The sequence below is a fragment of the Pseudomonas sp. B21-053 genome, assembly GCF_026016365.1.
Lineage (GTDB): Bacteria > Pseudomonadota > Gammaproteobacteria > Pseudomonadales > Pseudomonadaceae > Aquipseudomonas > Aquipseudomonas nunensis.
This window is the reverse complement of record NZ_CP087205.1, coordinates 927,960-940,683: the sequence shown is the minus strand read 5'-3', so window position 1 is coordinate 940,683 and position 12,724 is coordinate 927,960. Positions and strand designations below refer to the sequence as shown.

Here is a 12,724-nt window from a genome sequence, read left to right as displayed (position 1 = left end):
CTTACAAGTCGCCGAAGAAGCGCTTCACGCCTTCGAACCAACCGGTAGTTTTCGGCGAATGGCTGTTGTCGTCCGCCAGGGAACTGCGGAACTCTTCAAGCAATTCGCGCTGACGACGACCCAGGTTGACCGGGGTTTCCACCGCGACACGGCACATCAGGTCGCCAGCACCGCCGCCACGCACGGGCGCAACACCCTTGCCGCGTACACGGAACTGCTTGCCGGTCTGAGTCCCTTCCGGGATTTTCAGTTTGACCCGACCATCAAGGGTCGGAATCTCCAGCTCGCCACCCAGCGCCGCATCGACAAAGCTGATCGGCACTTCGCAGAACAGATGCTTGCCGTCGCGCTGGAAGATCGCGTGCTCGCGCACGTTGATCACCACGTACAGGTCGCCAGTCGGGCCGCCCTGGGCGCCCGCCTCGCCTTCGCCGGACAGGCGAATGCGGTCACCGGTATCAACACCGGCCGGCACTTTCACGGAAAGGGTCTTGTACTCTTCGACACGGCCTTCGCCATGGCAGGAATCGCACGGATCAGAAATGATCTTGCCCTGGCCGTGGCAGCGCGGGCAGGTTTGCTGCACCGAGAAGAAGCCTTGCTGCATGCGAACCTGACCGATACCACCGCACGTTGGGCAGGTGATCGGCGAGGAGCCTTTCTTGGCACCCGAACCGTCGCACGGCTTGCAGTTGACCAGTGTCGGAACGCGGATATTCACGGTCGTGCCGCGCACCGCTTCTTCCAGGTTCAGCTCCAGGGTGTAGCGCAGGTCGCTGCCGCGCTGGGCGCCGCCACGGGAACCGCCGCGACCGCCACCGAAGAAATCACTGAAGACGTCGCCAAAGATGTCGGAGAAGTTCTGACCGCCAAACCCGGCACCGCCGCCACCCATGCTCGGGTCGACACCGGCATGACCATACTGGTCGTACGCCGCGCGCTTGCTGGAATCGGACAGCACTTCGTAGGCCTCGTTGGCCTCTTTGAACATCTCTTCCGACGCTTTATCGTCAGGATTACGGTCCGGGTGATGCTTCATCGCCAGGCGACGGTAGGCCTTTTTCAGGTCTGCTTCGCTTGAGCCGCGCTCAACACCCAATACTTCGTAATAGTCACGCTTTGCCATAAGTCTTCGCACTCTTAAGGACGTTCGGCAAATCCCTCCTGAGCTTCGCCAAACTCGTTGAGCCCCAATACAGGCCCGGACCCAACTCACGTCAATTCAACGATCCTGGTCTTTGTTCATTGCGGTACTTTCGGCTCGAGAAGCAGGAGCATTCCCGGCCATACCACCAACATCCGAACGCTGTCGCATGCTGTAAAAATTCGCTAACTCCAGACACGCCAACGCGGGAGCAAGCCCCCGCGCGGCGACATCCTACCAGTCACTGCCCAAAGGCAGTCAACCGGCCGACCAACAACTTACTTGTGGTCTTTGACTTCTTCGAACTCAGCATCGACAACGTCGTCAGCCTTTTCAGCCGATTCGCCTTGCGGTGCAGCGCCTTCAGCTGGCTGAGCCTGCTCGGCGTACATTTTCTGAGCGACTGGCGCGGAGACTTTCGACAGCTCTTCAACCTTGGCGTCGATCGCAGCCTTGTCGTCGCCTTTTACAGCGGCTTCCAGGGCAACAACAGCCGCTTCGATTGCAGTCTTCTCTTCAGCGCTTACTTTGTCGCCAGCATCAGCGACCATTTTGCGCGTCGAGTGAACCAGTGCATCGCCCTGGTTACGGGCAGCGGCCAGCTCTTCGAACTGACGGTCAGCGTCGACGTTGGCTTCAGCATCGCGAATCATCTGCTGAATTTCTTCCTCGGACAGACCGGAGTTGGCCTTGATCACGATCGACTGAGTCTTGCCAGTAGCCTTGTCTTTGGCGCCTACGTGCAGGATACCGTTGGCGTCGATGTCGAAGGTCACTTCAATTTGTGGCACGCCACGTGGTGCTGGTGGAATCTCAGCCAGGTCGAACTTGCCCAAGGACTTGTTCTGAGCAGCTTGCTTACGCTCACCTTGCAGCACGTGAATGGTCACAGCGCCCTGATTGTCGTCGGCAGTCGAGAACACTTGCGATTTCTTGGTAGGAATCGTGGTGTTTTTCTCGATCAGCGCAGTCATCACGCCGCCCATGGTTTCGATACCCAGGGTCAGCGGGCTAACGTCCAGCAGAAGAACGTCTTTCACGTCGCCGGCCAATACTGCGCCCTGGATAGCAGCACCCATGGCAACAGCTTCGTCCGGGTTCACGTCTTTACGAGCTTCTTTACCGAAGAACTCGGTGACCAGCTTCTGAACCAGTGGCATACGGGTCTGACCGCCAACCAGGATCACGTCGTTGATTGCGCCAACGTCGATACCGGAGTCTTTCAGAGCGATGCGGCAAGGTTCGATAGTGCGTTGAACCAGGTCTTCTACCAGCGCTTCGAGCTTGGCGCGGGAGATTTTCACGTTCAAGTGCTTAGGACCGGTAGCGTCTGCAGTGATGTACGGCAGGTTCACGTCGGTCGAATTGCTCGAAGACAGTTCGATCTTGGCTTTTTCAGCGGCTTCTTTCAGGCGCTGCATCGCCAGCGGGTCACCTTTAAGGTTCATGCCGCTTTCTTTCTTGAATTCGTCAACGAGGTAGTCGATCAGACGAATGTCAAAGTCTTCACCGCCCAGGAACGTGTCACCGTTGGTGGCCAATACTTCGAACTGGTGCTCGCCATCGACTTCAGCGATTTCGATCACGGAAACGTCGAAAGTACCGCCGCCCAAGTCGTAAACAATCACGGTGTGATCGCCTTTCGCCTTGTCCATACCGTAGGCCAGAGCGGCTGCGGTTGGTTCGTTGATGATACGTTTAACGTCCAGGCCCGCGATGCGGCCGGCATCTTTGGTCGCCTGGCGCTGGCTGTCGTTGAAGTAAGCCGGAACGGTGATTACCGCTTCGGTCACTGGCTCGCCGAGGTAGTCTTCGGCGGTTTTCTTCATTTTCTTCAGAATTTCAGCCGAGATCTGTGGCGGCGACATTTTCTGGCCGTTCACTTCAACCCATGCGTCGCCGTTGTCAGCCTTGGCGATTTTGTACGGGACCATCTTGATGTCTTTCTGTACGACTTCTTCGTCGAACTTACGACCGATCAAACGCTTCACCGCGTACAGGGTGTTGTGCGGATTGGTCACAGCCTGACGCTTGGCCGATTGGCCAACGAGGATTTCGCCATCGTTGGCATACGCGATGATCGACGGCGTGGTGCGCGCGCCTTCAGCGTTTTCGATAACTTTGGCTACGCCGTTTTCAAGTACGGAGACGCAGGAGTTGGTAGTCCCCAGGTCGATACCGATAATTTTGCCCATGTTAACTCTCCCGAAACTTTGGATTTGGTTGCCGCAGCAGTGGTGGCTAACTGCGGTAGCACTTAAACGCTTGACTTATAAATGGGGGCCTTGCGGCTGATTTCAAGCCTGCTCATCAATAGAAGGCGAAACCGGTGCAGGGGCCTTGCTGACCACGACCATGGCCGGGCGCAGCAGGCGACCGTTGAGCTGGTAGCCCTTCTGGAACACCTTGAGCACGCTGTTCGGCTCGACATCGGCGCTTTCCTGCATGGCCATCGCCTGATGATGAACGGCGTTGAACGGTTCGCCATGCGGATCGATCGCTTCCAGCTGATAACGCTTCAGGGTGTCCTGGAACATTTTCAGGGTCAGTTCGATGCCTTCGCGCATTGGGCGGATGCTTTCGTCATCCGGGTTGGACAACTCCAGACCACGCTCCAGGCTGTCGATGATCGGCAGCAGGTCGCCAGCGAATTTTTCCAGCGCAAACTTGTGGGCCTTTTCGACATCCTGCTCGGCGCGACGGCGGACGTTCTGCAGATCAGCCGCTACACGCAAAGCCTGATCATGAGCACCAGCCAATTGCTCTTCGAGCACTTGTACACGAGCCGTCAGCTCATCACCCGAAACCTGGGCAGCCTGATCGGCGTCGAGATTTTGCGTATCTACTGTCTGTTCGTCAGCCATAGAATTTCTCCTTTCAATATCGTCCGCGAGCTCAACTCGCGCTTCTGCCCAGCTATATGGGGCCGCAAAATTCAGCTTCAAGGGGCACCGGAGTATTAACCCTACAAAAAGAGCAGCATTGTCATTCCCTGGCGCGCTAACGATTTCGTCGGACCAAGCAAATCGAGCTAAGAGAGGGCATTGTCAGGCGCAAATAAAACACTGTATAAATAACCAGACCTAAAGCCTGGGAGCGGCCTTTATGCTGGTGCACCTGTCCGTACATAACTACGCCATCGTTGAACATCTCGATCTCGAACTCGATCGCGGGATGAGCGTGATCACAGGGGAAACCGGCGCCGGCAAGTCGATCATGCTCGACGCCCTGGGCCTGACCCTGGGTGATCGCGCCGACAGCGGCGTGGTCCGCCCCGGTGCCGACAAGGCCGACATCCTGGCGACCTTCGACCTGATCGATATCCCGGAAGCCAGCGCCTGGCTGGCCGAGCGCGACCTGGAAAGCGATGGCCCGTGCATCCTGCGCCGGGTGATTACCGCTGAAGGCCGTTCACGCGGTTATATCAACGGCACGCCCTGCCCCCTCGGCGACCTCAAGTCCCTCGGCGAGCTGCTGATTGATATCCACAGCCAGCACGAACACCAATCCCTGCTCAAGACTGACACCCACCGCCGCCTGCTCGACGAGTACGCCGGCGCCACTGATCTCGCCCGCCAAGTTCAACTGGCCGCCCAGCGCTGGCGCCAGACCAGCCAGGAGCTGGAACGCCTGTCCAACTCAGGCGATGAGCAGCGTGCCCGCCATCAATTGCTGAGCTATCAACTCGAAGAGCTGGAAAACCTCGGCCTCGGCGAAAACGAGCTGGAACAACTGGAGCAGGAACACAAGAACCTGACCAATGCCGAAACCTTGCTCGGCATCTGCCGACAAGTGGTCGAGCAATGCAGCGAAAGTGATTCCGGCAACGTACTGAACGCCCTGACCGCCAGCCTCAACCGCTTGTCGAGCGTAAACAACTCGATCGGTGCCTTGGGCGAAGCCAGCAGCCTGCTGACCAGCGCGCAGATTCAGGTTGAAGAGGCCGTCGGCGAACTTAACCGATTCCTTGATAACTTCGATGCAGACCCGGCGCGCCTTCAATATCTGGAGGAGCGCCTCGATGCGATCTACACCCTGGCGCGCAAACATCGCATCCAGCCAACCGAAGTCGCCGAGATGCAGCAGAAGCTGCTGGATGAAATCGAAACCCTGAATGCCAATGACGAATCCATCGAACGCTTGAGCGATGAACTCGCGTCCTATGCGCGTCATTATCAAGAGAAGGCACGGGATCTGAGCGATCTGCGGCATCAGGCGTCAGGCAGTCTGGCCAGCGCCGTGGAGCAGGAAATCCAGCGTCTGGGCATGCCTGGCGGGCGCTTCACCATTGAATTGCGCCCTAACAGCAGCAACGAACTGCTGCCCAACGGGCTGGAACAGGTAGAACTGCTGGTCAGCGCCAACCCGGGGCAACCAATGAAAGCCCTGGCAAAAGTGGCGTCGGGCGGTGAGCTTTCACGGATCAGCCTGGCGATCCAGGTCATTACCGCACAAACCTCCCGGGTTCCGACCCTGGTGTTCGACGAAGTGGATGTGGGTATTGGTGGCCCGACGGCCGAGATTGTCGGTCAGTTGCTACGTCGGCTCGGGGAGCGCGGACAGGTGCTGACGGTCACTCACCTGCCGCAAGTGGCCGCGCAGGGTCACCAGCATCTATTTGTTCACAAGGTACGCGGCGAGGATGCAACGCATACGGCCGTGTCCAAGCTGAGCAAGAATGATCGCGTTGAAGAAGTCGCACGCATGCTCGGGGGTATCGATCTGACGAAAGAATCCCTGGCCCATGCGAAGAAAATGGTCATTACCGCCAAAATTTAAGATCAGCAGAAAGCACGAAGGCGACCCTTGGGTCGCCTTCGCTCGTTTCGCGAACATCCTGTTCGCGCGACATGCTTACTTTTTCTTGCGCACGTACAGCACGAGATTGTGATCCACCATCTCGAAACCGTACTTGTCGACGATCGCCTTCTGAAGACGCTCGATTTCTTCGTCGAAGAATTCGATCACTTCACTGGTTTCGACGTTGACCATATGGTCGTGATGCTTGCCGTCGTCCAGTTCGAAGACGGCATGACCGCCGTCGAAGTTGTGTCGCACCACAAGCCCAGCTGCCTCGAACTGAGTCAGTACACGGTAAACCGTGGCCAGACCGACGTCCTCACCAGCCTCCATAAGCGCCTTGTAAACATCCTCGGCACTCATGTGGCGTTGCTCGGCGGAATCGAGCATTTGCAGAATTTTGACCCGTGGCAGGGTCACTTTGAGGCCGGCTTTGCGTAGTTCGCTATTTTCAACCATGGTCAGCTTTCTCGCGATGCTGCTTCGCAGCTTCTCTTAATGCGGGTATGATCGGCGTTTACGTTGTCCCAGCCAAGATAGTGGAAGTCGCCCACCGATGCAAAACACCAAGCTCTTGCTAACCAGTTTCACCTTCGTGGGACTGCTCGCACTCGCCGGTTGTTCATTCCCCGGGGTTTACAAAATCGACATCCAGCAGGGCAATGTCGTCACGCAGGACATGATAGACCAGTTACGCCCGGGAATGACCCGTCGGCAAGTACGGTTTATCATGGGTAACCCTCTGCTGACCGACACGTTCCATGCCGATCGCTGGGATTACCTGTATAGCCTGCAACCGGGTGGTGGTGAACGCCAACAGGAACGCATAAGCGTTATCTTCAACCCTAATGACCAGCTTGTCAGCCTGTCGGGCGATTTTATGCCCGGTGTGAGCCGCGACGAAGCCATTCTCGGCAAGGAACCCGGCACTACTGTGACCGCTCCTGCAGAAAACACCGAGAAGCCAAAACCGGAAAAACCGGTGAAACCAGGTTCGCTGCTGGACCAGATCCAGAAGGACGTCGACGGTGTAGAAACCGTTCCAGTCCCGAGTCCGGAACCACTGGACACCACGCCGCAATAATTTGCGACGCAATAAAAAACCCGGCATGTCCGGGTTTTTTATTGTCTGGCGTTTGATCAGATTACTGATTGCGCGCTTTGGCCTCGGCAGCCTTGGCGGCACGCAAGCGGCGGACCTCTTTGGGATCGGCGAGCAGCGGTCGGTAAATCTCGATGCGATCACCCGCCTGAACCACGCGGGTATCGGGGTCAGCGATCACTTTGCCGAAGATTCCAACCGGACATTCGGCCAGATCCAGCTCAGGAAACTCGGCACCTACACCGGATTCGAGCAGAGCGGCCCGAACCGTAGCGCCCGCCGGCACCGCCACGGTCAGCAACACCTGGCGATCAACGGCGGCATACACCACCTCAACCTCGATCACCGGCTCAACCATGCATCTGCTTGGCGCGCTGACAGAACGCGTCCACCAGGGTGTTTGCCGCCTGATTGAACAAAGGCCCCAACGTTGCGCGCACGATCGGCCCGGCGTAGTCGAACGACAGGTCCAGGCTGATCTTGCAGGCCTTCTCGCCCAATGGCTTGAATACCCAGACGCCATGCAACTGGTTGAACGGACCTTCTTCGAGATTCATCTCGATCGAATGCCCGGGCACCAGCGTGTTACGTGTCACGAAATGCTGACTCAGACCACCCTTGGCCACCCCCACACTGGCACGCATGTGCTCAGGGGAGCTCTCCAGCACTTCTGCCGCGGAGCACCACGGCAGGAATTCCGGATAACGTGCCACGTCGTTGACCAGGTCATAGAGGGCTTGTGCCGGATACGGCAACAGGGCCGAGCGTTGAATATGTGTCGTCATGTCAGCGTCACTTCCACAGCTGGGCGGCAAACACTACGAGAATGCCGATTGGCGCCACATAGCGCATCAAAAACAGGGACAGGTTGAACAACATCGGGTTACGGATCGACAACTCATCGCGAACCGCTTCACGCCCCATGATCCAGCCTGCAAATACCACGAAACACAAACCACCGAGTGGCAGCATGATCCGCGAGGTGAAGAAGTCGATCACACCGAAGAAGTCCAGGCCACCGGCCGCACCCCATTGGTAGAGATGAAACATTCCACCTTCGTTCACGAAAAACTTGGCTTCCTTCCATATATTGAAGGAAAACACCGTGCCCAGACCAACGAACCAGCAGGTGAATGCCAGCCAGAACGTCACCCACGCGCGGCTGATTTTTGTGCGCTCAACCAGGTAAGCAACCATTGGTTCGAGCAAAGAAATGGCCGAACTCCAGGCGGCAACAGCCACCAATACGAAGAACACTACGCCCATCAACTGACCGAACGCTACGTTACCAAAGGCAAATGGCAGGCTGACAAACATCAGGCCAGGGCCTTCGCTCGGGTTCAGGCCCGCGGCGAACACAATCGGAAACAATGCCAGGCCGGCTACCAGCGATACGAAGGTATCAAGCAACGCCACACCGACCACGGTGCCGGAAATCGACGAGTTCTTCGGCATGTACGCGCCGTAGATCATGATCGAACCAACGCCCACGCTCAGGGAGAAGAACGCGTGCCCCATGGCGGGCAACAAGCCGTCGAGGACTTTTTCCGGGTGGAAGTCGAACATGAAATGCACGCCTTCCATGAAATGCCCGGTGGTCATGCTGTAACCGAGCAGCACAATCACCATCACGAACAGCAACGGCATCATGATTCGCAGGCTGCGCTCAAGCCCGGCGACCACGCCTTTGGCGATCACCACGGCAGACAACAGCATAAATATCGTGTGCCAAAGTGTCAGGCGCCAAGGATCGGCGATCACATTGCCGAAATAAGCGCCGACCTGATCCGCCGTCACGCCCTGGAAATCGCCCCGGCCCATGTCGATGATGTAATCCAGCGACCAGCCGCCGACCACGCTATAGAAAGACAGGATCAGCAACGCCGTGATCATCCCGGCGAATGCGCCCCAGGACCACTTGCCGGAATGCCCCGCCTCCTGCGCCAACACCTTCAGGGCATTCGCCGGACTTTGGCGCGCGCGGCGGCCGATCAGGGTTTCAGCCAGCATGACCGGCACCCCGATCAGCGCGATGCAGGCCAAAAACATCAGCACAAAGGCGCCGCCGCCATAGACGCCGACCATGTACGGGAATTTCCAGATGCTACCCAGCCCCACGGCCGAACCGGTCGCGGCGAGTATGAAGACCCAGCGGCTAGCCCAACTGCCGTGGACAGAAACCTTGTCTGTCGACATCGTTATCACGCCCAAGCGTTCAAAAAAGAGGCCGCATTGTCCGGGATTCAATCAACCTGCTCAAGCACGTAGCGATACCGTAGCCGACTCGCGCGCAACTCCCTATAATGCCGCCCCTATGGCTAAACAGAAGAAACACCCAACAGGGACCATCGCGCAAAATAAAAAGGCGCGACACGATTACTTCATCGAACATAAGTTCGAGGCTGGTCTGGTCCTGGCCGGCTGGGAAGTAAAAAGTCTGCGGGCAAGCAAGCTACAGCTTGTTGACAGTTACGTACTGCTCAAGGATGGCGAAGCCTGGCTGCTCGGCAGTCATATCACGCCGCTGATGACCGCCAGCACCCACGTAATTGCTGATCCGACCCGCACCCGTAAATTGCTGCTCAACCGCCGCGAGCTGGAAAAGCTCGCCGCCGCCGTGCAGCAAAAAGGCTATGCCTGCGTGTGCCTGTCCTGGTACTGGAGCAAGCACATGGTCAAGTGCGAGATTGCTCTGGGCAAGGGCAAGAAGGAATACGACAAGCGTGATACCGAACGCGAACGCGACGCCGGTCGCGAGTTGCAGCGTGCGGTGCGGAACAAGGGCAAGGAAGATTAATCTTTCTCCTTGAGATCGCTTTCGCGGGCAAGCCTCGCTCCTACAGAAGAACGTAATCCTGTAGGAGCGAGGCTTGCCCGCGAATGTTTCACCACCAATATTCCTGGCTACATCCCCTTGCGCCGCTCCGCCCGAGCCATGCGCTGCACTTCCTGACGCACCTCCTCCAACACTTCCTGCACATACAAAATGTGTCGGCTGGAGACTTCCCGCGCCTGTTCCGCACGCCCTTCGATAATCGCCAGATACAACTCACGGTGCTGACTGATCAGCATGTCGCGGGTCTCGGTGCGCTGCTTGTACATCCCGCCAATGTTGGTGACCACATTGCGCTTGAGCAAATCGAACAGCCCGCGAATGGTGTGCAGCAGCACGGCGTTATGACTGGCTTCGGCGATGGCCAGGTGAAATTTCGCATCCGCCGCGCCCTCTTCCAACCGGCTCACTTCATCGTGGCGCGTGTAGCAATCCTGCAATTCTTCGAACGCCGCCGTCAGCCGCTCGCGATCCACATCGGTGGCGCGCAACGCGGCGTAATAGGCGCAGGAGGCTTCCAGGGTATGGCGAAACTCCAGCAGATCACGCTGCGCCTCGGGGTTGCTTTCCAACAGATGCAGCAGCGGATCGCTGAAGGTCGAGCCAAGGGAATCCACCACATAATTGCCGCCGCCCTGGCGACTGACCAGCAAGCCTTTGGCCGCCAGCTTCTGAATCGCTTCGCGCAACGAAGGGCGTGACACGCCGAACTGCTCGGCCAACGCGCGCTCGGCCGGCAAACGTTCGCCGGACTTCAGCGTGCCCTCGAGAATCATCCCCTCGAGCCGCTCGACAATATCGTCAGACAAACGGCGCTGACGAATCTGATCAAACCCCATAACTCAATTCTCCACGATCCCGGCAGCTCGCCGGGCTCTCTATTCTGGCCTATCGGCGCTGTGGCAGCACCTACCAGACGACGCTTGATCGAACAGATCAGATGCGCTGTGCACCGCTTATTCGACAAAAGTTTTAGGGCGGCAAATTGACACACCCCATACAAGGCTTTTACCCTAGCCAACAGCGATTGTAAATTGGTATTACCAATTAACCAAGAACGCTGACAGTGCCTGACCAACAACAATTAGGGGCCACCCCATATGCAAACCTGGCAACAGCTCTACAGCCCGCTCGGCAGTCTCGGCGTGTCCGCACTCGCGGCCGTCATCCCCATCGTATTTTTCTTCCTGGCCTTGGCCGTGTTCCGTCTCAAAGGCCACGTGGCCGGCAGCATCACGCTGGCCTTGTCGATTGCCGTAGCGATCTTCGCGTTCCAGATGCCGGTAGACATGGCCTTCGCCGCGGCCGGATATGGCTTTGCGTATGGCCTGTGGCCGATTGCGTGGATCATCGTCGCGGCGGTGTTCCTCTACAAACTGACGGTCAAGAGCGGCCAGTTCGAAGTGATCCGCAGCTCGGTGCTGTCGATCACTGACGACCAACGCCTGCAAGTGCTGCTGATCGGTTTCTGCTTCGGCGCGTTTCTGGAAGGTGCCGCCGGTTTCGGCGCGCCGGTAGCGATTACCGCCGCACTCCTTGTAGGACTTGGCTTCAACCCGCTGTACGCCGCCGGCCTGTGCCTGATCGCCAACACCGCGCCTGTCGCGTTCGGCGCCCTGGGGATTCCGATCATCGTGGCCGGGCAAGTGACTGGCATTGACGCGTTCAAGATCGGCGCCATGACCGGTCGGCAACTGCCGCTGCTGTCGCTGTTCGTGCCGTTCTGGCTGGTTTTCATGATGGACGGCCTGCGCGGCGTGCGGGAAACCTGGCCGGCCGCATTGGTCGCGGGCTTGAGCTTCGCCATCACCCAATACTTCACTTCCAACTTCATCGGCCCGGAACTGCCGGACATCACATCGGCCCTGGCCAGCTTGATTTCCCTGACGCTGTTCCTGAAAGTCTGGCAACCAAAACGCGCAGCCGGCCAGCACATCGCCGGCGCCGTTTCGGCATCCGTGGTAACCGCCAGCGCCGGTGGTTTCGGTCAGCCGCGCAGCACCGTGGCGTCACCGTACAGCCTGGGTGAAATTTTCAAAGCCTGGTCGCCGTTCCTGATCCTCACCGTGCTGGTCACCATCTGGACCCTGAAACCGTTCAAGGCAATGTTTGCCGCCGGCGGCTCGATGTACAGCTGGGTGTTCAACTTCGCCATCCCGCACCTGGACCAAATGGTGATCAAGGTCGCGCCGATCGTGACGGTTCCGACCGCCATTCCAGCGGTGTTCAAACTTGATCCGATTTCCGCGACCGGTACGGCGATTTTCTTCTCCGCACTCATCTCGATGCTGGTGCTGAAGATCAATTTCAAAATTGGTCTTACCACATTGAAAGAGACCTTCTACGAACTGCGCTGGCCGATCCTGTCCATCGGCATGGTGCTGGCGTTTGCGTTCGTCACCAACTACTCGGGCATGTCATCGACCATGGCCTTGGTGCTGGCGGCAACCGGCGCGGCATTCCCGTTTTTCTCGCCGTTCCTCGGCTGGCTGGGCGTGTTCCTGACCGGCTCCGATACCTCATCCAATGCACTGTTCAGTTCGTTGCAAGCAACCACCGCGCACCAGATTGGTGTCAGCGATGTGTTGCTGGTGGCCGCGAACACCAGCGGCGGTGTGACCGGCAAGATGATCTCGCCGCAATCGATCGCCGTGGCCTGCGCCGCGACGGGGCTGGTGGGCAAGGAATCGGATCTGTTCCGTTTCACCCTCAAGCACAGCCTGTTCTTCGCCACGATCGTCGGCCTGATTACCTACGTCCAGGCCTATTGGTTGACCGGCATGCTGGTGCACTAAGACTACGAGCAACACGGAAAAAACCGACGCCGGACCACGATTCCGGCGTC

The 12,724-nt window shown here is 58.1% G+C and carries 12 protein-coding genes; 4 read left to right on the top strand and 8 right to left on the bottom strand.

Annotated elements, in window-relative coordinates; all coding sequences use genetic code 11:
• Window position 1: 1 nt before the first annotated feature.
• The 3 genes from dnaJ to grpE form a co-directional block, all read right to left on the bottom strand.
• A complete protein-coding gene (gene dnaJ, locus LOY68_RS04235) occupies window positions 2-1,126 on the bottom strand; it encodes a molecular chaperone DnaJ (RefSeq protein WP_007933514.1) in 1,125 nt (374 codons plus the stop codon).
• A 296-nt stretch (window positions 1,127-1,422) separates the two neighbouring features.
• Window positions 1,423-3,339, bottom strand: coding sequence for a molecular chaperone DnaK (gene dnaK / locus LOY68_RS04230; RefSeq protein ID WP_054050062.1), 1,917 nt, complete (start codon window positions 3,337-3,339; stop codon window positions 1,423-1,425).
• 102 nt (window positions 3,340-3,441) lie between these two features.
• The gene (gene grpE, locus LOY68_RS04225; RefSeq protein ID WP_054050064.1) at window positions 3,442-4,008 is read right to left on the bottom strand and encodes a nucleotide exchange factor GrpE; all 567 of its coding nucleotides are present in this window, start codon (window positions 4,006-4,008) and stop codon (window positions 3,442-3,444) included.
• A 241-nt stretch (window positions 4,009-4,249) separates the two neighbouring features.
• Here grpE and recN point away from each other — a divergent pair, with 241 nt between their 5' ends.
• Window positions 4,250-5,923 carry a DNA repair protein RecN gene (gene recN / locus LOY68_RS04220; protein ID WP_265043112.1) on the top strand — a complete coding sequence of 558 codons (1,674 nt, stop codon included), beginning with the start codon at window positions 4,250-4,252 and terminating at the stop codon, window positions 5,921-5,923.
• 75 nt (window positions 5,924-5,998) lie between these two features.
• Here the strand turns inward: recN and fur are convergent, their stop codons facing one another.
• A complete protein-coding gene (gene fur, locus LOY68_RS04215) occupies window positions 5,999-6,403 on the bottom strand; it encodes a ferric iron uptake transcriptional regulator (RefSeq protein WP_003197684.1) in 405 nt (134 codons plus the stop codon).
• Between the two features lie 97 nt (window positions 6,404-6,500).
• Between fur and LOY68_RS04210 the strand changes: the two genes are divergently transcribed.
• The gene (locus tag LOY68_RS04210) at window positions 6,501-7,028 is read left to right on the top strand and encodes an outer membrane protein assembly factor BamE (RefSeq protein WP_054050068.1); all 528 of its coding nucleotides are present in this window, start codon (window positions 6,501-6,503) and stop codon (window positions 7,026-7,028) included.
• A gap of 61 nt (window positions 7,029-7,089) precedes the next feature.
• On the opposite strand, the gene LOY68_RS04205 is transcribed toward LOY68_RS04210, so the two are convergent.
• From LOY68_RS04205 to LOY68_RS04195, 3 genes are read right to left on the bottom strand one after another with little or no spacing between them, the layout of a single operon-like run.
• Window positions 7,090-7,404, bottom strand: a complete 315-nt coding sequence (locus LOY68_RS04205) for an RnfH family protein (RefSeq protein WP_265043111.1) — start codon at window positions 7,402-7,404, stop codon at window positions 7,090-7,092.
• Window positions 7,397-7,831, bottom strand: coding sequence for a type II toxin-antitoxin system RatA family toxin (locus tag LOY68_RS04200; protein WP_054050071.1), 435 nt, complete (start codon window positions 7,829-7,831; stop codon window positions 7,397-7,399). The genes LOY68_RS04205 and LOY68_RS04200 overlap by 8 nt, the downstream gene beginning before the upstream one ends.
• Before the next feature lie 7 nt (window positions 7,832-7,838).
• A complete protein-coding gene (locus LOY68_RS04195) occupies window positions 7,839-9,242 on the bottom strand; it encodes a sodium-dependent transporter (protein ID WP_054050073.1) in 1,404 nt (467 codons plus the stop codon).
• Window positions 9,243-9,360: 118 nt separating this feature from the next.
• Here LOY68_RS04195 and smpB point away from each other — a divergent pair, with 118 nt between their 5' ends.
• Entirely contained in the window at window positions 9,361-9,843 is a 483-nt protein-coding gene (gene smpB, locus LOY68_RS04190; RefSeq protein WP_007900551.1) for an SsrA-binding protein SmpB, read from the top strand.
• 107 nt (window positions 9,844-9,950) lie between these two features.
• Here the strand turns inward: smpB and LOY68_RS04185 are convergent, their stop codons facing one another.
• On the bottom strand, window positions 9,951-10,718 hold the full coding sequence (locus LOY68_RS04185) for an FCD domain-containing protein (protein WP_163908333.1): 768 nt from the start codon (window positions 10,716-10,718) through the stop codon (window positions 9,951-9,953).
• A 261-nt stretch (window positions 10,719-10,979) separates the two neighbouring features.
• Between LOY68_RS04185 and LOY68_RS04180 the strand changes: the two genes are divergently transcribed.
• A complete protein-coding gene (locus tag LOY68_RS04180; RefSeq protein ID WP_265043110.1) occupies window positions 10,980-12,674 on the top strand; it encodes a lactate permease LctP family transporter in 1,695 nt (564 codons plus the stop codon).
• The last annotated feature ends 50 nt before the right edge of the window (window positions 12,675-12,724 follow it).